This is a genomic window from Micromonospora sp. NPDC047644, assembly GCF_040704315.1.
Lineage (GTDB): Bacteria > Actinomycetota > Actinomycetes > Mycobacteriales > Micromonosporaceae > Micromonospora.
The window spans coordinates 66,116-85,492 of the sequence record NZ_JBEYSY010000014.1 but is presented as its reverse complement, the minus strand read 5'-3'; the positions used below and the strand labels follow the sequence as shown (position 1 = coordinate 85,492).

At 70.5% G+C, this 19,377-nt stretch carries 17 protein-coding genes; 3 read left to right on the top strand and 14 right to left on the bottom strand.

Features of this window, described 5'->3' with window-relative positions; genetic code table 11:
* Window positions 1-18: 18 nt before the first annotated feature.
* The 12 genes from yjfF to AB0877_RS23310 form a co-directional block, all read right to left on the bottom strand.
* Window positions 19-1,008 (bottom strand): galactofuranose ABC transporter, permease protein YjfF, encoded by a 990-nt coding sequence (gene yjfF, locus AB0877_RS23365; RefSeq protein ID WP_355006877.1) that lies wholly within the window; start codon window positions 1,006-1,008, stop codon window positions 19-21.
* Window positions 1,005-2,075, bottom strand: a complete 1,071-nt coding sequence (locus tag AB0877_RS23360; protein WP_366611436.1) for an ABC transporter permease — start codon at window positions 2,073-2,075, stop codon at window positions 1,005-1,007. The genes yjfF and AB0877_RS23360 overlap by 4 nt, the downstream gene beginning before the upstream one ends.
* Window positions 2,072-3,613: a sugar ABC transporter ATP-binding protein gene (locus AB0877_RS23355; RefSeq protein ID WP_366611434.1), complete on the bottom strand. Its 1,542-nt coding sequence runs from the start codon at window positions 3,611-3,613 to the stop codon at window positions 2,072-2,074. The genes AB0877_RS23360 and AB0877_RS23355 overlap by 4 nt, the downstream gene beginning before the upstream one ends.
* Before the next feature lie 186 nt (window positions 3,614-3,799).
* Window positions 3,800-4,795: an ABC transporter substrate-binding protein gene (locus tag AB0877_RS23350; RefSeq protein WP_366611630.1), complete on the bottom strand. Its 996-nt coding sequence runs from the start codon at window positions 4,793-4,795 to the stop codon at window positions 3,800-3,802.
* 137 nt (window positions 4,796-4,932) lie between these two features.
* Entirely contained in the window at window positions 4,933-5,625 is a 693-nt protein-coding gene (locus AB0877_RS23345) for an L-ribulose-5-phosphate 4-epimerase (RefSeq protein WP_238686382.1), read from the bottom strand.
* On the bottom strand, window positions 5,622-7,304 hold the full coding sequence (araB, locus tag AB0877_RS23340) for a ribulokinase (protein ID WP_366611432.1): 1,683 nt from the start codon (window positions 7,302-7,304) through the stop codon (window positions 5,622-5,624). The genes AB0877_RS23345 and araB overlap by 4 nt, the downstream gene beginning before the upstream one ends.
* A 1,059-nt stretch (window positions 7,305-8,363) precedes the next feature.
* On the bottom strand, window positions 8,364-9,152 hold the full coding sequence (locus tag AB0877_RS23335) for an ABC transporter permease (RefSeq protein ID WP_366611431.1): 789 nt from the start codon (window positions 9,150-9,152) through the stop codon (window positions 8,364-8,366).
* Complete coding sequence (locus AB0877_RS23330) at window positions 9,149-10,126, bottom strand: ATP-binding cassette domain-containing protein (protein ID WP_366611429.1); 978 nt, start codon at window positions 10,124-10,126, stop codon at window positions 9,149-9,151. The genes AB0877_RS23335 and AB0877_RS23330 overlap by 4 nt, the downstream gene beginning before the upstream one ends.
* A gap of 34 nt (window positions 10,127-10,160) precedes the next feature.
* Window positions 10,161-11,003 carry a DUF4097 family beta strand repeat-containing protein gene (locus AB0877_RS23325; RefSeq protein ID WP_366611428.1) on the bottom strand — a complete coding sequence of 281 codons (843 nt, stop codon included), beginning with the start codon at window positions 11,001-11,003 and terminating at the stop codon, window positions 10,161-10,163.
* Between the two features lie 71 nt (window positions 11,004-11,074).
* A complete protein-coding gene (locus tag AB0877_RS23320) occupies window positions 11,075-11,599 on the bottom strand; it encodes a hypothetical protein (protein WP_366611427.1) in 525 nt (174 codons plus the stop codon).
* A gap of 90 nt (window positions 11,600-11,689) precedes the next feature.
* Window positions 11,690-12,838 (bottom strand): FUSC family protein, encoded by a 1,149-nt coding sequence (locus AB0877_RS23315; RefSeq protein ID WP_366611425.1) that lies wholly within the window; start codon window positions 12,836-12,838, stop codon window positions 11,690-11,692.
* Between the two features lie 58 nt (window positions 12,839-12,896).
* Window positions 12,897-13,865, bottom strand: coding sequence for an SDR family NAD(P)-dependent oxidoreductase (locus AB0877_RS23310; protein ID WP_366611424.1), 969 nt, complete (start codon window positions 13,863-13,865; stop codon window positions 12,897-12,899).
* Window positions 13,866-13,950: 85 nt separating this feature from the next.
* Here AB0877_RS23310 and AB0877_RS23305 point away from each other — a divergent pair, with 85 nt between their 5' ends.
* Both AB0877_RS23305 and AB0877_RS23300 read left to right on the top strand, forming a co-directional pair.
* Window positions 13,951-14,922, top strand: a complete 972-nt coding sequence (locus AB0877_RS23305) for an AraC family transcriptional regulator (protein WP_366611423.1) — start codon at window positions 13,951-13,953, stop codon at window positions 14,920-14,922.
* A 141-nt stretch (window positions 14,923-15,063) separates the two neighbouring features.
* Window positions 15,064-17,295, top strand: a complete 2,232-nt coding sequence (locus AB0877_RS23300) for a hypothetical protein (protein WP_366611422.1) — start codon at window positions 15,064-15,066, stop codon at window positions 17,293-17,295.
* 9 nt (window positions 17,296-17,304) lie between these two features.
* On the opposite strand, the gene AB0877_RS23295 is transcribed toward AB0877_RS23300, so the two are convergent.
* Window positions 17,305-18,084, bottom strand: a complete 780-nt coding sequence (locus AB0877_RS23295; protein WP_366611420.1) for an SDR family oxidoreductase — start codon at window positions 18,082-18,084, stop codon at window positions 17,305-17,307.
* Window positions 18,085-18,179: 95 nt separating this feature from the next.
* Here AB0877_RS23295 and AB0877_RS23290 point away from each other — a divergent pair, with 95 nt between their 5' ends.
* Complete coding sequence (locus AB0877_RS23290; protein ID WP_366611418.1) at window positions 18,180-18,818, top strand: methyltransferase domain-containing protein; 639 nt, start codon at window positions 18,180-18,182, stop codon at window positions 18,816-18,818.
* Between the two features lie 21 nt (window positions 18,819-18,839).
* Here AB0877_RS23290 and AB0877_RS23285 read toward each other — a convergent pair whose 3' ends face one another.
* On the bottom strand, window positions 18,840-19,370 hold the full coding sequence (locus tag AB0877_RS23285) for an adenylate kinase (protein WP_366611416.1): 531 nt from the start codon (window positions 19,368-19,370) through the stop codon (window positions 18,840-18,842).
* Window positions 19,371-19,377 lie beyond the last annotated feature (7 nt).

Here is a 19,377-nt window from a genome sequence, read left to right as displayed (position 1 = left end):
CTTCCGCGAGAGGGGCGGTCACTTGTAACGAATTCCGATGAGACGCTGAAGGAGGATGAACGCGAAGAGCAGGCCGCCGATCACGATCTTGGTCCACCAGGAGTTGAGGCTCCCGTCGAAGGTGATGAGGGTCTGGATCACGCCCAGGACCAGGACGCCGAGCACCGTCCCGAACACGTAACCCGCGCCGCCGGTGAGCACGGTGCCACCGATGACGACGGCGGCGATGACGTCCAGCTCCATCCCCACGGCGATCAGCGGCGCGCCGGAGAGAGTGTAGAAGGACAGCAGGATCCCGCCGATTGCCGAGCACAGACCGCTGATCGTGTAGACGGCGATCCGGGTGCGGCCCACCGGCAGGCCCATCAGCAGCGCCGACTGCGGGTTGCCGCCGATGGCGTACACGTTGCGTCCCAGCCGGGTGTAGGCCAGCACGTACGCCGCGATGACGACCACCACGAAGGCGATCAGCACGCTGATCGACACGAAGTTGCCCCGCGGGTCGCCGATCCGCTCCTGCGACATCGAGGTCCAGAACCCGTCGGTGATCGGGATCGACGCGCCGGAGATGAAGGTGCACATGCCCCGGGCGAAGAACATCCCCGCGAGCGTCACGATGAACGGCTGGATCTCGAAGAAGTGGATGACGCAGCCCATCAACAGGCCGAGCGTCGGACCGATGAGCAGGGCGATGACCAGCACCAGCGCCGCCGGCATGCCGTCCTGCAGCAGCGCGGCCGACACCATCGCCGTCATCGCGACCACCGAACCGACCGACAGGTCGATGCCCCCGGTGAGGATCACGAAGGTCATGCCCACCGCGACGACGAGCAGGAAGCCGTTGTCGATGAAGACGTTGAAGATGACCTGGACGTTGGAGAACGCCGTGTACTGCGAGACGCCGATGCCGTACATCACCAGCAGCAGGGCGAGCGTCGCCAGGACCGGTATCTGCTTGCGCGGCAGCCGGAACCGGGTACGACCGGCGGTAAGCGTTCCAGTGGTCATGCCGGCACCTGCTCCTTCGGCTTGTCGGCGATGGTGGCGGGCGGCGGGACGTTGCGCCTACGTCGGCTGAACCGGGCCCGGAAGGCCGGTGCCTGGATGAGGCAGACGGCGATGACGACGACCGCCTTGAACAGCAGCGAGGTCTGCGGCGAGATGTCCATCGCGTACACCGTGGTGGTCAGGGTCTGGATGATCAGCGCGCCGATGATCGTGCCACTCAGGAAGAACCGGCCGCCCGCGAGGGACGTACCACCGATGACGACCGCGAGGATCGCGTCCAGCTCGACCCAGAGGCCGGCGGCGTTACCGTCGGCGCTGGAGACGTTGGCCGTCATCATGAAGCCGGCGACCGCGGCACACGCGGCGCTGATCACGTACGTCAGGAAGATGACCCGACCGGACCGGATGCCGGCGAGCCGACTGGCCATGGCGTTGCCGCCCACCGACTCGATGATCATGCCGAGTGCGGTGCGACGGGTGAACGCGGCGACCAGCAGGGCCGCGGCGAGGGCGATGAAGATGGCCAGTGGCAGGGTCAACGCGTGCCCCAGGCCGATCGCCCGGTACGGCTCGGAGTTGATGGTGATGATCTGGCCCTCGGTGATCAGCTGGGCGAGACCCCGGCCGGCGACCATCAGGATCAGAGTGGCGATGATCGGTTGGATCCCGATCACGGCTACCAGCACCCCGTTCCAGGCGCCGAGCACCAGCGAGACGCCCATCGCCAGCGCGAGGGCGGTGACCACCACGGCCGGGCTGTTCTGGTCGGGCTGCTGGCTGATGTACATGCAGGCGATCGCGCCGCTGATCGCGCAGAGCGAGCCCACCGACAGGTCGATGCCACCGGTGGAGATGACCAGGGTCATGCCCAGCGCGACGAGGATCAGCGGTGCGCTCAGCCGCAGGATGTCGACCGGCGTGCCGTACAGGTGCCCGTCCTTGAGCTCGATGGACAGGAACCCGGGCCGGTAGATCGTGTTCGCGGCGAGCATGACGAACAGCACGGCGGCGGGCCAGAACAGCCGGTGACCGATCATCGTCCGATAGCGGCCCATGGTGTCGTTCATCGGTCTGCCTCCTCCCGGTGGGATCCGCTGGCGATGGTCTGCATGACGCGGTCGGCGTCCAGGCTCTCGTCGTTGGCGAGCTGCGCGACCATCTGCCGGTCCCGCATGACGGCCACCTTGTGGCTCAGGCGCAGCACCTCCTCCAGCTCGGCGGAGATGAACAGCACCGCCATGCCGCCGTCGGACAGCTGCGTCACGAGCTTCTGGATCTCGGTCTTCGCCCCGATGTCGATGCCCCGGGTCGGCTCGTCGAGGATCAGCAGTCGAGGCTCGGTGATCAGCCACCGGGCCAGCAGCACCTTCTGCTGGTTGCCGCCGGAGAGGTTGCGTACCGGCACCTCCGGGTCGGCGGGCCGGATGTTGAGGGCCTTGACGTACTTGTCGACCAGCTCGTCCTGGCGGCGACGCGGAACGGGCCGCAGCCAGCCCCGGGCCGCCTGCATGGCCAGGATCATGTTCTCGCGGACCGTCAGGTCCGCGACGATGCCCTCGGCCCGGCGGTTCTCCGAACAGAAGCCCACGCCGTGGTCGATGGCCTGCGCGGGAGTACGCAGACTGCTCGCGTTGCCGTCGATCGCCACCTGACCGCCGTCGGTCTTGTCGGCGCCGAACAACAACCGTGCGACCTCGGTACGCCCCGAGCCCAGCAGGCCGGCCAGGCCCACCACCTCGCCGGCGTGGATGGTGAGGCTGAACGGCTCGACCGCTCCCGCCCGACCGAAGTTCGACACCGCCACCAGGGGGGTGCCCTCCTCCAGCGCGGCCAGGTCCCGCCGGGAGTGCTCCTCAATGCCCTCCAGGACGTCGAGCTCCTTGCCGATCATCTTCTCGACCAGGGAGAGCTGGGGCAGCTCGGCGGTGAGGTACTCGCCGACGAGCCCGCCGTTGCGCAGCACGGTGATCCGGTCGGCGATCTCGTAGACCTGGTCGAGGAAATGGGTCACGAACAGGATCGCGATGCCCTCGTCGCGCAGTTGCCGCATGATGCGGAACAGCTGCGCCACCTCGCCGGCGTCGAGGCTGGACGTCGGTTCGTCCAGGATCAGCACCCGGGCCTTGATGTCGATGGCGCGGGCGATGGCGACCATCTGCTGGATCGCGAGCGAGTACGAGCCGAGTGGCGCGCTGACGTCGAGGTCGAGGTCGAGGCGGGCCAGCAGGGCTCGGGCGCGACGGCGAACCTCACCCCAGCGGACGGCGCCGAAGACCCGAGGCTCCCGGCCGATGAAGATGTTCTCCGCCACCGAGAGGTTGGTGCAGAGGTTGACTTCCTGGAAAACGGTGCTCACACCGGCGGCGGTCGCCTGCATCGGCCCGGTGAACGACACGGGCTCACCGTCGAGGGTGATCGCGCCCTCGTCGGTGTCGTAGACGCCGGTGAGCACCTTGATCAGGGTGGACTTGCCGGCGCCGTTCTCGCCCATCAGGGCGTGCACCTCGCCGGGGAAGAGCCGGAAGTTGACGTCGTGGAGTGCGCGCACCCCGGGGAAGGACTTGCTGATCCCGGTCATGGTCAGGACCGGACGGCTATCCGTCATCCCATCAGACCTCTTCTGGGTTGTCGACACGGAAGGGCCGCTACGCTCCCGCCACGCCCGCCCGGTCGTCCGTGGGGGACGCTCGGGCGGGCGTGGTACGGGTCGTCGCGGGCCAAGCCCGGTCCGTTTCGGGTAGGGAGGCGACGCGGCGGGGCCGCCACGCGAGCGCGGCGACCCCGTCGTCGATCAGTACTTACGGTTGGGCAGAGCTTCCTTGGCCTGCTCGGTCGTGAAGGTGGTCTCCTCGGTCTCGATCCGAGGCGGCACCTCCTCGCCCGCGTGGACCTTCTTGGCCAGGTCCATCAGCTGCGGGCCAAGCAGCGGGCTGCACTCCGCGATGAAGTTGAACTTCCCGTCGGCGAGAGCCTGCATGCCGTCCTTCACCGCGTCGACGGTGATGATGGTGATGTCCTTGCCGGGCACCTTGCCGGCCGCGGTGATCGCCTCGAGCGCGCCCAGGCCCATGTCGTCGTTGTGCGCGAACAGCACGTCGATCTTCGGGTTGGCCTTGAGGAACTGCTCCATGACCTGCTTGCCACCGGCCCGGGTGAAGTCACCCGGCTGGGAGGCGATGATCTTCAGGTTCGGGTTGGCGGCGATCGCCTCACCGAAGCCCTTCTTGCGATCGTTCGCCGGCGCCGCACCGGTGTTGCCCTGCAGCTCGACGATGTTCACCGGGCCCGAGGCGGTCTTCTTCTGCTCGACCAGCCACTCACCCGCGAGCCGGCCCTCCTTGACGAAGTCCGAGCCGAGGAACGTCTTGTAGAGCGTCTTGTCGGCCGAGTCCACCGAGCGGTCGGTCAGGATGACCGGGATGCCGGCGTCCTTGGCCTCCTTGAGCACGGTGTCCCACCCGGACTCCACCACCGGCGAGAAGGCGATCACGTCGACCTTCTGCTGGATGTAGTTGCGGATCGCCTTGATCTGGTTTTCCTGCTTCTGTTGCGCGTCGTCGAACTTCAGCTCGATGCCGGCCGCGGTCGCGGACTCCTTGATCGAGGTGGTGTTGGCGGTACGCCACCCGCTCTCCGCACCGACCTGGGAGAAGCCCATCGTGATCTTGCCGTCGTCCTTGGACCCGCCGCCGCCGGTGTCGCTGTTGCCACAGGCCGCCACGCCGCCGACCAGCAGCACGCTGGCGAGGACTGCGGCAGCGCGCCACCGAACGGACTGCGTTCGCATCTTTCCCATCGAATCTCCTTGGCTGGATGTGGTGGGTAACCGCGCCGACCGCAGAGGTGCGAGAAGCGGCGTACGCGGGTGGTGCGTGCTGGTGCGTCGTGGTGCAGACCGACGGGTCCCGGGTCTTCGGTGCAGGGTCAGGAACCCGCCGGTGCGACTGGTTGTTGGCCGTAGACGTTCTGGTAGCGGTCGTAGAGCGAGTCGATGTCGGCCTGCGCCATCGGGACCGGCTGCCCGAGGGTGTGGGCCAGGTGCGCCGTACGCGCCACGTCCTCGCACATGACCGCCGCCTTGACCGCCGCGCGGGCGTCGCGGCCGATGGTGAACACGCCGTGGTTGCGCATCAGCACCGCCGGCGAGCGGTGCCCGGCGAGCGTGGCGACGATGCCCTTGCCGATGTCGTCACCGCCGATCAGCGCGAACGGGCCGATCGGGATCTCCCCACCGAACTCGTCGGCCTGGGCGGTGAGATGGCAGGGGATCGACTCCCCACACGCGGCCCAGGCGGTCGCGTACGAGCTGTGCGTGTGCACGACCCCGCCGACCTCGGGCATGGCCCGGTAGACGTAGGCGTGGGCGGCGGTGTCGCTGGACGGGGCGAAGTCGCCCTCGACGAGAACACCGTCGAGGTCGCACACCACCATGGTGGCCGCGGTGAGGTCGTCGTAGCTCACCCCACTCGGCTTGATCACCATCAGGTCCTGGCCGGGGACGCGCGCGGAGACGTTGCCGGACGTCCAGGCGACCAGGTTGTACCGGGTCAGCTCGGCGTGCAGGCGAGCCACGGTCTCGCGCAGCTCGGCGATCTGTCGGGTCACCTCGGCGTTCACGCCACCACCTCCAACGGAGCCTCGTGAGCGGTCGCGGCGGTCTCGACCGCCGCGTTACGGATCGCCCGCAGGCGGAGCATGACGTCGTTGCCGCCACGACCGAAGTGGTCGTGCAGCGCCCGGTACTCGGCGTAGAGGGCGTCGTAGGCGCGGGCCCGCTCGGGGTCGGGACGGTAGACGGCCTCGTGCACCCGGCCCATGGCCTGCGACGCCTCGTGGATCGAGGGGAACTCACCGGCGGCGACGGCGGCGTGGATCGCCGAGCCCAGCGCCGGCCCCTGCGCCGAGGCGATGATGTTCAGCGGTCGCCTGGTCACGTCGGCGTAGATCTGCATCAGCAGCGCGTTGTTGGTCAGACCACCGGCGATCACCAGGTCGTTCACCGGGACTCCGGCGTCGACGAACGCCTCGATGATCATCCGGGTGCCGTACGCGGTGGACTCCAGCAGGGCCCGGTAGATGTCCGCCGGCCGGGTGGCCAGGGTCATGCCGACGATCATCCCGCTGAGGTCGTGGTTGACCAGCAGGGAACGGTTGCCGTTCCACCAGTCCAACGCGATCAGGCCGTGCGCGCCGACGGGCTGACTCGCGGCCAGCTCGGTGAGGCGCTCGTGCGAGTCGACGCCGGCCGGTGCGGCATGCTCGACGAACCAGCCGAAGATGTCGCCGACACCGCTCTGCCCGGCCTCGTAACCCCACGCGCCGGGGCTGATGCCGCCATCCACCACACCACACATGCCGGCCACCTCGGCGACCTCCGCGCCGTTGACGACGTGGCAGGTCGAGGTGCCCATGATGGCGACCAACCGGCCGGGCTGCACCGCCTGCGCGGACGCCGCGGTGACGTGCGCGTCGACGTTGCCGACGGCCACCGCGATTCCCTCCGGCAGTCCGGTCCAGGCGGCGGCCTGCGCGGTGAGCGACCCGGCCCGGGCCCCGAGGGGCAGCAACGGGCCGTCCAGCTTGGCCACGAAGTCGCCGAAGTTGGGGTTGAGTGCGGTCAGGAAGCCCTCGGAGGGGTAGTGACCGTCCTGCAGGATGCCCTTGTAGCCGGCCGTGCAGACGTTGCGGGTCTCGGTGCCGCAGAGCTGCCAGACGATCCAGTCGGCGGCCTCGATGAAGCGCTCGGCCCGGTCGTAGACCTCCGGGTCCTCCTCCAGGAGCTGCAGACCCTTGGCGTACTGCCACTCGGCGGAGATCTTGCCGCCGTACCGGCCGATCCACGGCTCGGCCCGCTCGTGGGCGAGCGCGTTGATCCGGTCGGCGTGCGGCTGCGCGGCGTGGTGCTTCCACAGCTTGACCCAGGCGTGCGGTCGGTCGCGCAGCTCGGGCGTCTCGCACAGCGGGGTGCCGTCGGCGAGCGTCGGCAGCACGGTGCAGGCGGTGAAGTCGATGCCGATGCCGACCACCGCCGTCGGGTCCACCCCCGCGGCGGACAGCGCCGCCGGGACGGCGTACCTCAGCACGTCGCGGTAGTCCTGCGGGTTCTGCAGGGCCCAGTCCGGGGGCAGCGTTCGGCCTCCCGGAAGGGCCGTACTGATCACGCCGTCGCCATACTCGTGCACCGCGGTCCCCAACTCGGCACCATCGCCGACACGGACCACCAGAGCTCGCCCGGACAGGGTGCCATAGTCGACACCGACGACGTAGCGGTCGTCAGCTCCGTCCACACGGTTCATGTTCACCTCCACCATTAACGGGGATAGTGTTAACGCTCACATACAGCCTCGTCAAGACATCTACCCGCAACAGCTCCGTAACGGAACGCGAAAGGCGGACCGACTCGGGAGGGTTGCCGCCAACCGGCGCAGAACCAACATTTCGCCCTCATCTGCGCCAGCCATCTGATGAATGGGGCCTGCGTCCGACACGAGCGCCACCCGGAGAGGCGTGAGCAGGCGGCGCGACAGGTCCGGTCCGTCGCGCATCGCGACTTCACCGCCCGATAGCGACCACTTCTCCCCCGAGGATGATGGCAGCGATAACATTCCCAGGGCTCCACGGTCGCGGGCTCGGATCCGCTCACCGCCATCGACGACCATGTTGGCTCCTGGCCGAGCGCCCCGGAGGGCGACCCACCCGCCGCCGAGCCGGGCGACCGCCCGGTGTTATCGATAACATTCAACGTCTTGGTGTGCCCGCGCCGCCCGATCACCCCGCGCGCCCGACGGCGGGTCGCGCGACCCGGACGCAAAGCTCCACTCGAGCTCTGTCACGTCCGGGGTCGCGGGCGGAGTGATCGACCGCGTTCGAACCGGGCCAACGCGGCCTGGTCGGCCAACGCGGCCAACTGACGCTGGCTCAGGTCGCGCAGCTGTCGTTGCTGCCGCGCGGCAGCACCAAGCAGGGTGATAAGGCCAGCGATGACATCCCGCCAGCGTGGACCACGGGCGAGATGCCCGCGAGCCCGCTGCGGCAGGTCGGCGACTCGCGGCGCGATCCGCGCGCCCTGAAACGCCGAGCGCATGACCTGGCGGGCCTCACTCCGATGAGCGTGATGTCTGTGAGTCATCACGATGACTCACAGACATCACGCTCATTAGCGAATGTGGTTCCAGCGCTCATCCCCGGCCAGCCGTTGCGCCTGACGGCCAGAGGCGGCAGGGCAGTCCGCGGCGGGGCGGGCGAGGCGAGGCGAGGCGCCGCCGGTCGCGCGCCGCGCCACGAGCCGGCGGTCCGACCCCTGTGGGCCGAGCCGCCGGCTCTTTGTTGCGGTGGTACCGGACGCGCCGGTCGGGTCAGGCCGTTCGGTTGCGGTTGTACCGGGCCTTGGCCCACAGGAAGCTGCCCACCGTGATGACGGCGCACCAGACGACCGCGATGATCCCGTTGGCGCCGATCCCGGTGCCCAGGAGCAGGCCGCGAAGGGTTTCCATGACGGGCGTGAAGGGCTGGTACTCCGCGAACAGCCGCACGGCCGTCGGCATGGAGTCGGTGGGGACGAACCCGCTGCCGAGGAACGGCAGGAGGATCAGCGGCATCGGCAGGTTGCTGGCCGTCTCGACACTGTCACTGACCAGGCCGAGTGCGACGGACAGCCAGGTCAGCGCAAAGGTGATCATGACGAGTACGCCGACCGCCGCGAGCCACTCGACCGCGCTGGCGTTGGGCCGGAACCCGACCAGCAGCGCCACGACGGTGACGGCCGCCAGGCTGAGCATGGTCTGCACCAGGCTGCCCAGCACGTGACCCGTCAGGACTGACGGTCGGAAGATCGACATCGTGCGGAACCGGGCGATGATCCCCTCGGTCATGTCCATCGCGACCGAGATGGCGGTCCCCTGCGCGGCGCTGACCACTGTGATGAGCAGGATGCCGGGGGTGACGTAGTTGGCGTACTGGGAGCGGCCGCCGGACGGGCCGAGACCGGCGCCGAGCGTGCCGCCGAAGACATAGACGAAGAGCAGCAGAATGATGATCGGGATGCCGATGAGCAGGAAGGTCATCGACGGGTACCGCCGCATGTGCAGCAGGTTTCGCCGCAGCATGGTGCTCGAGTCGCGGACGGCGAGGGAGAGGGTGCTCATCGCGCGGGAGCCCTTTCGTGGTTGGGTCGGCTGGCCCGGGTGTCGGGCTGACCGGTGAGGGTGAGGAAGACGTCGTCGAGGTCGGGGGTGTGCACGGAGAGCCCCGCCACGCTGATCGAGGCGCGGTCGAGCTGGTCGAGCAGGGATCGCAACGACCCGACCTCTCCGTCACTCGGCAGCTGGAGGGTGAGCGCCGCGTCGTCGCGGGTGGCGGCCTCGAACGTCCGGGCCGCCGAGTCGAGCCCCTCCTGGTCGGCGAACTGCAACACGACGTGGCCGCCCGGGATGAGCCGCTTGAGTTCGCGCGGCGTGCCCTCGGCGATCAACCGGCCGTGGTCGAGGAAGGCCACCCGGTCGGCGAGTTGGTCGGCCTCCTCCAGGTACTGCGTGGTGAGCAGGATGGTCACGCCCTCGGCGGCGAGGGCCCGGATGATGTGCCACATGGCCCGACGGCTGCGCGGGTCGAGGCCGGTGGTCGGCTCGTCGAGGAAGATGACGCGGGGCTCGCCGACCAGGGTCATCGCGAGATCGAGTCGGCGACGCATGCCGCCGGAGTACGTGGACACCGGCTTGCCCGCCGCCTCGGTCAGGTCGAACTGGTCGAGCAGGTCGGCGATCCGCCGTCGACCGGCGGCCCTGCCCAGGTGGCACAGGTCGGCCATCAGGGTCAGGTTCTCCCGACCGGTGAGCAGGTTGTCGACGGCGGAGAACTGGCCGGTGACGCCGATCAGCGCGCGGACCGCGTCGGGTTCCCGGGTCAGGTCGTGGCCGAAGACACGGGCGTTACCGCCGTCGGCGTCGATCAGGGTGGAGAGGATCTGCACGGTGGTGGTCTTGCCGGCGCCGTTCGGACCGAGCAACGCGAAGATGGTGCCCTCGGTGATCATCAGGTCGATGCCGTCCAGCACGACCTTGTCGCCGTAGGACTTGCGCAGGTCGGTGGCGACGATCGCGGGGTTCATGGAGCTGGTCATGGTCTCCTCATCCGTGGTGGGTGGGGGCGGTGGGTCAGGCGCGGCGGATCATGATGTCGCCGAAGGAGGTGTTCGCACGGACCTCGACCGTCTCGTCGGTCTGCGCCGGGCTGTCGGTCGACTCCAAGGCGTTGTGCACACGGCCGTGCTTGGAACTGACGTCCAGCCAGGCGGCCGTCCCGCGACGGATGCCGACCTCGATCGCGCCGTAGGAGGTCTGCAACTCGACAGCTCCCCGGACGACCTCGCCGAGGCGGAGGTTGCCGTAGGCGGTACGGGCCGTCACCGAGGCCAGCGCGGTGTCCACCGTGACGTCGCCGTACGCCGTGTTGATCCGGACGGGGCCGCCACCGCTGCCGATCCAGCAGTCACCGGAGGAGTTCTTGATCTCGGCGCTGCCGTCGACGAGCCCGAGACGCACCTTGCCGGACGACACCTTCACCAGGGCGGAGCCGAGGACGCGCTCGGCCGCGACCTCACCGTGGCTGGAATCGATGTCCAGCGGCCCGGTCTCGTCGAGCCGGATGTTGCCACCGGTCTTGATGCGGCACTCGCCGAGCCGGCCCTCGCAACGGAACGCCGCCCACGACGACTCGGCCTGTACGCCCGATCCGGTCGGCAGCTCGATCAGCACGTCGACCGACGGCCCGGCACCGAACGCGTAGCGACGCCAGCTCTTCGGCACCCTGACCACCAGCTGTCCGGCGGCGTACTCGATGGTGGTCTGCTCCGCGGCACTCAGGTCGGCCTTGCTCGACGGGTCGCGGGGCCGCACGGTCACCACCGTGTCGGTGCGGTCGCTGGCCGCGATCCAGACGTCCCCGACCGGGATCTCGATCCGGGCGGAAATCGCTTCTGGCGTCTCGAAAACAGGCATGGTGGTCTCCCGAAAGGTGGTCGGCGAAGGTCGCCGCTGGTCAGCGGCGTGATGAGGTGGGGTACGGGGGGTTAGCGGGCCCAGCCGGTGAAGTGCTGGCCGGAGCGCGGCTCCGGACGGCGGGGCGGACGACGCTGCGCCTCGCCCCCACCGACGGCACCGGCGACGGCGCGCACCAACCAGGCGTTGACGGAGAGCCCGGCGCGCCCGGCGGCCTCCTCGACGCTGGCCTTCAGGTGGTCGGGCAGCCGCAGGTTGATCCGTGAGGTGCCGCCCTCCTCACCCTCGGGCGCGGGCACCGGCACCGACAGCGGCGGCGGGCCGCTCGCCTCGCTCGCCGTCTCGACCGGCAGGTTGGCGGGTGCCACCACGAAGTCGGGCTCGCGCCCGCGCAGTCGAACGTGCACCGAGCCCGGTGCGAGATCGCGGGTGATCTCGTCGGCCGCGTCGGACAGCGCTTCGAGCAGGGTGAGACGGGTGGCCGCCTCCAACTGCGCGAAGAGTCGTTCGGCCAACGCCCGGGCCTCCGGGTCGACGCCCTCCGCCGCCACGGCGAACTCGTTACGCAGGTTCTCGACGTATGACCTCAGCTCCATGGCACCATCATGGCATCACTTTGGCTCACAATGCAACAGCCATGGCTCAACAAGGTGCACCATGTGGTGCCACCGGGGGTCGGTCGACCCTCAAAGATCGCCGAACAGCCTTCGGACCAACTGATTCGCGTCCTCTTGGCTCAATCCGGAGGCGACCAGGAGGTCACTGACGGTCGTCCGGACCTGCGCCACCACCACCGCGCCGGAGAAGCCGACGCCGTCCCGATAGGCGTACCCGGCCGTCCGGACCGCCCGCAGCGCCTGCTCGCGGGCGCGGTTCGGCTCGGCACCGGCGCCGAACTGCCGCTTCAGCAGGCGGACCGCCTCGGCGAGATCCGCCACCGCCGTCGGCAACGACTCCGGCACCGGTTCGCCGTCCTCGATGAGCGTCACCGCCCGTCGGACCAGGGTGCCGCTGTTGCGCACCGCCCGGTCGATCGGCTCCGCCGCCTGCGCGTAGCGGCCCACCGGCCCGCGCCGTTGATGCCAGTACAGCGGTGACAGGGTGCTCGCCTCCCGGGCGCCCTGGGTCGCCTCGACGAACGCCTTCAACCGGCCCGCGCTCTGCCGCAGCTCACCCCGGGCGGTACGGGCCCGAGCGGCATCCCGCTCGGTCAGCGCCTCGGCGGTGGCGTCGAGCTGGGTCGCCAGGAGGTCCAACGCCGGCCGCGCGGCCCGGTTGAGCACCCGCAGCGGGTTCAGCGGCAGCAACACGGCGGTGACCAGCAGCGCCACCCCTCCCCCGACGAGCGCGTCCACGAACCGGGGGATCTCCAGATCCCGGACGGCCGGGCTGAGCGTGGCGATGAGCACCGCCGTCGCCCCCGCCTGGATCACCACCGCCGCGCTACCCGAGAGGAAGAGCGCGACGACGATCGCCAGCACGACGATCAGGGCGAGCTGCCACCATCCGGTGCCGATCACCACGAGGAGCAGGTCACCGATCAGCACGCCGACGGTGACCCCGATGATCAGCTCGACGGTGCGACGCAACCGCTGACCGACCGACGCGGCGAGCGTCGAGACGGCGGAGATCGGCGCGAAGACCGGCTGTGACACCTGTAGCAGCGAGTGCGCCACGAACCAGGACAGCCCGGCGGCCAGGCCGGCCTGCAGGGCGAGGCCGCCGATGGTCCGTACCCGGCGGACCCGCTCGCGTAGGGCGGCTCCCACGCGGTCCAGGAGCCGGACGACGGTCGAGGGGCCCGCGTCCGCTCCGCGCCGACCGGCAGCGACCATGGCGGCACCTACCCCGCCACGACCGGCTCAATCCTCGCCCGGCACGGCCCGACCGTCCTCAGCGTGAGGTGAGCGTCTTCTCGGCGTACGCCCAGAGCCGGTCGGCCGCGGCCGAGTCCACCGCGTGGGCGGCGACTCCGCCGGTGGCGTCGGGACCACCGGGGACGACCTCGGCCTCCTGGTTGTCGTCGAAGTACCGGCCGCCGACCCCGTCGAGCAGGGGCGAGCCGGCGAGCAGCACCGTGGTCGACGCGCCCTGGTCGGGCTTCTTGTAGTACTCCGCCTCGATGAGGTTGCCCGCCTCGTCCATCGCGCCCATCGCCCGCATCGTGTCGTCGTCGATGTGGCGCTGGAGGTTGGTGAAGATGTACCCGGGGTTGAGGGCGTTCGCGGTGATCCCGTCACTCGCCCACTGGCGGGTGATCCCCACCGCCAGCAGGACCTCCGCGGTCTTCGACTGACCGTAGGCCGACCACGGGTCGTACAGACGCCGCTCGAACTGCGGGTCGTCGAAGTCGAACGGCGCGGCCAGGTGCGCGCCGGAGCTGACCATCACGACCCGGGCCGCCTCGGCGGACCGCAGACTGCCGTGCAGCCCCCGGGCCAGCGCGAAGTGGCCGAGGTGGTTCGTCGCGAGTTGGAGTTCCCAGCCGACGCCGGTCAGCTGGCGGGTCGGGATCGCCATGATTCCGGCGTTGGCCACCAGCACGTCGAGCGGGCCCTGCCAGGCTGCGACGAAGGCGTCGACCGACGCCAGGTCGGAAAGATCAAGGGCGGACGACCGGACCGTGCCCGCTGTGGCATCGGTGGCGAACTCCTCGGCGAGCCGGTCGGCCGCGCGAGGATTCCGGGTCGCGATGGTCACCTCGGCACCGGCCCCGGCCAACGCGCGCACCGTCTCCACACCGATGCCGGAGGCACCCCCGGTGACGATCATCCGGCGTCCGGTGAGGTCGACACCGTTGAGGACCTCGGCGGCGGTGGTGCGGGCGTTGAACGGGGTGGTGAGGCGTGGATTCGCTGTCATGACACCCAGGCTACGAACGCTCGGTTCAGACTGCCTATAGTCTGAAGTCCTTCATACTTTCGTGAGCGTCCAGAGGAGGTGGGGGATGGATCCGCTGGAGGATGTCCTGGCCCTGCTCGGCGCGACGAGCCACGTCTCCGCCGGTCTGGTCGGAGGCGGACGGTGGGCCGTCGGTTTCGACCCCCCGGCCGGAGCCAAGTTCAACGCCGTCCGGCGGGGCCGATGTTCGCTGCGGGTCGACGGCCACGCCGAGCCGATCGACCTCGGTACGGGCGACTGCTTCCTGCTGACCCGACCGGCGGCCTACACCCTCTTCAGCGATCCCGAGGTGCCGGTCCAGCCCGCGTACCCCATCTTCGCCGCCGCCGCCGACGGTGTGGCGCGCGTCGGCGACGGTGACGACGTGTTCCTCGTCGGCGGCGCCTTCACCCTCGGCGGGCGGGCGCGCAGCCTCCTGCTGGACGACCTCCCGCCGGTCATCCACGTGCCCGCCGACACCCCGGAGGCCGGGACCGTCCAGTGGGCCCTCGGCGAGATCGACGCGGAACTGCGATCGACGCGACTCGGCTCCCACCTCGTCGCCGAGCATCTGGCGCTCGTCCTGCTGATCCGGATCCTCCGGCTGCACCTGGCCCGTGACGAGCGACCCGGCTCCGGCTGGCTCGCCGGTCTCACCGACCCGGTGGTCGCTCCCGCGCTACGCGCGATGCACGCGCGACCCGCGCACCCGTGGACGGTCGACGAGGTCGCCCGAGCGGCCACCGTCTCCCGGTCGACGCTGGCGGCCCGCTTCAAGAAGATCGTCGGAGTGGGCCCGCTGGAGTACCTGACCGGGTGGCGGATAGAACTCGCGGCCGACCGCATCCGGCGCAGCTCCGACACCGTCGCCACCATCGCCCAGGCCGTCGGGTACGGCTCGGAGAGCGCGCTGAGCGTGGCCTTCAAGCGCACCACCGGCCTGTCGCCGCGCGCCTACCGCGCCGAGCTGGCGAAGACCGCCCGGAGCGACGTACCCGAACCGACGGTGACCGCCGGTCGGTCCCTGCCGGGGCGGTAGTACCGGCGGAGATTGGGGGCGTCCGGATCGGGTAGACCCGGCTCTGCCGTCACCGGCGACCCGGCGCCTGGGGCGTCGGCGCCGGATCACGGGACAAGGGCTGCCAGACGCCTCGGGGGGACGTCGGATGGATCAACGCGGTTGAGCGGGCCGGACGACTCCGTCGACGTCGTGGAGCTACGGGTGCACGGAGTCTCCGGCGCGAGCGCCGTACAGGTGCTGGACCTGCAACAGACCGCGCAGGTAGCCGGTGACCGCAGCGGCGGGTTCTACCGGCCGCGCCCCCGGTATTCGGAGAGCAGCGGCGCACACGGGGTGACCCTTGAGGCGTACCGCTGGGGTGACCTGCCCTCCGGGACCGTGGCCCGCACCCTGGCGGTGGTCTTCCTCCTCCCCTTCATGCTGGTCAACGTCGCGATCTGGATGCGCCCGGCGAACCCGGGTTCCGAGGCGACGGTCAAGTCCCTGTGCCGGCTGCTGGCGCTCACCCTCACCGTGTTGTACGTGCTCGCCATCGCCGGCGTCGCCCTGGACCTCGTCGGCTGGAAGTGCCTGGCCTCGCCGGACTGCCTGGCCGGACGGAGCTGGTTGTCCTGGTTGAGTGGACGCCCGGTCGGACTGCAACTGGCGGTGCTCGCGCTGGTCCCGGTTGCCGCGATCGGCCTGATCTGGCGGGTCAGCTGCCGCCCTGGGCGGACCTTCGAGGCGTTTCGGGCACCGGATCAGGGCAGCTCCGCGTCCCGGCTCGGCACCGTCGGCCAGTGGGACGCCGAACCACTCGTCGGTCGGCTGCGGGCCGTGCACATCGCCGCGGCCTTCGCGACGCTGGATCTCGTCCTGCTGCTGGCCCGAGGTGCCGGTGACGCCTCGCCGGCCACGATCGCGCTGACGGCGGTCACGGGGGTGCTCCTGGCGGGCTGCGTGGGGCTGCTCTGCACACCCCCGCTGATGGACCGGGCCCCCGGCGACCAGCGGCTGGACCGGGTCACCCGCACCCTCCGGACCACTGCCGTCGTCCTGACCGTGGTCGTGGTGGCACACGTGCTGACCAGCTCGCGATCGTGGCCGCCGGAGCGTGGGCTTCCCGGCTACGACCCGACCCTGGCCGGCCTGTTCGTGGCCCAGACGACGCTGCTGGCCGCCCTGGGCGTGGTGCTGCTCTGGCACCGCCGCCGGGAGCGGGGGGCCACCCCGCTGTTCGGGTTGGGCCCTCTCGTGGTCGCCGCCACCGGCATCAGCATGGCGGTGGCGTACTCCGCCGAACTGGTCTACCGGGTGGCGGACTTCCTGGACCGCGACGTGCCGACCGGAGAGGGCATCGCCTCCGGCCCGCCCCGGGCCTACACCTGGGCGATCTACGGCTTCCTACGGGCGTTGCTGGTCACGGTGATCGTCGCCGGGCTCGTCGTCCTGCTCTCCCGCCGGGGTCGTCGTCGCGCCGGTGCGACGATCGTCGCGCGCGACTTTCCGAACCCGCCGGCCGGGGCAGGGCCCCGACTGCGGCAGGTCCGGGACGCGATAGCTCGGGCCCGCTTCACCGAGAAGCTGGTGCCGCTTGCCGTGCTGTACGGCTGCCTCGCCGGGCTCGCCACCGCCACCACCACCGTCGGCCTGCTGGGGCAGTTTCCGAGCGACGTGATCGAGCGGAACGTGGGATTGCCCGCGGACGCCGTCACGTTCGGCATCGCGTTCGGTAGCTGGGTGATCGCAGCGATCATTCTCGGACTGATCATCGGTGGCATCTTCGCGTACCGGACCGAGCCGTACCGCCGGCACATCGGCGTCCTGTGGGACCTCGGCACCTTCTGGCCGCGGGCCGCCCACCCGTTCGCACCGCCGTGCTATTCCGAGCGGGCGGTGCCGGAGCTGGCCCGCCGGATCACCTACCTCGTCGAGCGCGGCGACGCGGTGCTCCTCACCGGGCACAGCCACGGCTCGGTTCTGCTGGCCGCCACGGTGCTCCAACTGCCGCCGCGGGTCGGCGACCGGGTCGCACTGCTGACCCACGGATCCCCGCTGCGCCGCCTCTACGCCCGGCTGTTCCCCGCGTACGTCGACGACGCGGCACTGTACGAGATCGGCCGGCGGGTGGGTTGGCGGTGGGTGAACCTGTGGCGGGACACCGACCCCATCGGCGGCTGGGTGTTCTCCCCGCGCACGTCACCCACCCCGGCCCGCAACGGCGACCCGGCCGCCGGAGTGGATCGCCGACAGCGTGACCCCGATGGCGTGGTGGCACCCCCCGGGGACAGCGTCGCCCCACCGATCCAGGGGCACTGGCCGGGCGAGTCCGACGAGCCGTTCACCGAGGTGGTACAGGAGTTGGTGCGGCGCCTCGGTGGACGGGCCGACCCGCCCGGGACGCCGGGGTGACCGGCCGGCTCAGTTTCCCCGGCCCGCCCGGGTGCGCCAGTCGTCCAGAGCGGTGCCGGCGAGGCGGGCGCCGTCGGCCGGAACGAGGTCGCGTTCGCCCAGCTTGGCGCCGAAGTACCGGGCGTCGGGGTCGGCCACCACCGAGCGGCGGTCCTGCTGGTCGGCGAGGAGGGATCGGCCCAGTTCGTCGAGGCGGAACTGCTCCGGCCCGGCGACCTCGACCACCGAGTTCGTCGGCGTGCCGAGCGCGACCTCGGCGACCGCTGCGGCGACGTCGTCCGCGGCCATCGGCTGGATGAGCACCGGCGCGAGGTGCACGGTGTCGCCGTCCGTGGCGGTGTCGATGATGCCCTTGAGGAACTCGAAGAACTGGGTGGCGTGCACCACCGAGTACGGGAGTCCGGACGCGACGATCAGCTTCTCCTGGGCAACCTTCGCGCGCATGTACCCGCTGTCCGGGATCCGGTCGCACCCCACGATGGAGAGCGCCACGTAGTGGCTCACCCCGGCGTCGGACGCGGCGGCGAGGAGCGTCCGGGTCGAGGTCTCGAAGAATTCCAGTACGGCGGCGTTCTCGAACGACGGCGAGTTCGACACGTCGACGACGACCTCGGCGCCGGTGAGCGCGTCGGCCACCCCTTCGCCGGTCAGGGTGTTGACGCCGGTCTTCGGCGATGCCGGCACCGCCTCGTGGCCCTCGGCGCCGAGCCGCTCCACGAGCTTGGAACCGATGAGGCCGCTGCCCCCGATGACGACGATCTTCATGGTCGTACCACGTCCTGTCTGCACTGGGTTGGATCGTGCTGCCACCCAGTAAGACGGAAAGCGTGCGCGGATGCAGGACAATCGCCGGAGAACGGTTCGACGGAGATCAGGAGGTCGACGTGGCCACGGTGTCCCACCCGGTGTTCGCCCGGGTCTACGAGCGGCTCAGCGTCGCCATGGACCGCGCCGGCACGGCGTCGTTCCGGCGGGACCTGGCCGCCGGCCTCTCCGGCCGGGTGATCGAGATCGGCGCGGGCAACGGGCGGATGTTCGCCCACTACCCGCCGGGCGTGACCCAGGTCTACGCGGTCGAACCGGAGCGGCGTCTGCGGGCCGCCGCCGAGCGCGCCGCGTCGACCGCGCCGGTTCCGGTGACTGTCGTCGACGGTCTGGCCGAGGCGCTGCCCGCCGGCGACGGCGAGTTCGACGCGGCGGTGGTGGCGTTGGTGTTGTGTACCGTGCCCGATCAGGCGAGCGCGTTGGCCGAGATCAACCGGGTGCTGCGCCCCGGAGGCGAGGTGCGGTTCTTCGAGCACGTCGCCGCCGAGGGGGCCAGCGGTCTGCACCGCGCCCAACGGCTCCTCGACGCCACGCTGTGGCCGAAGCTGTTCGCCGGCTGCCACACCAACCGCGACACCGTCGCCGCCATCGGCGCGGCCGGCTTCGAGGTGCAGGAGCTGCGCAGGTTCCGTTTCCCGGCCACCAGCAACAGCCCCTCCTCCCCCTGCGTCCTCGGTCGCGCGCTCCGGCCGGCCTGACACCGCCGTCGATCGCACCACTCAACGGCGAGGCAGCCCGGCCAGCCAGACCTCCAGCTCCGCCGGGGAGCGCAGTAACACCACGGGCGGCGCGGACGGGTCGGACTGCCAGGCACGCATCCGCCGTCGGGCCCGGCCGAACGCGGTGACGTGCCACACCAGGATCGAGTCCGAGGAGAGCACACTACCCAGCGACTCGCGGTTGCCGTTGCAGATCACCTCGCCGGTGACCACTCGGCGGACGGTACGGCGGAGCAACCGCCCGAACGACAGCCACCGTGGATAGTCGAGGCCGACGACCAGGTCGGCGCGGGCCATCGGGACGTCCCGCCAACCGTGGTACGCCCCGTCGATGATCCAGCGGTCCCGTCGACAGATCCCCTCGATCCGGCTGCGTTGCTGGGCGACCGGCACCTCGACCCAGCCCGGTTGCCACAGCAGGTCGTCCACCGGATACCACTGCAGTCCGAGGTGTTCGGCTAGTCGCGCCGCGAGGGTGGACTTGCCGGAGCCGTACACCCCGTAGACCAGGATGCGACGCGGTGCGCTCATCGCGGCA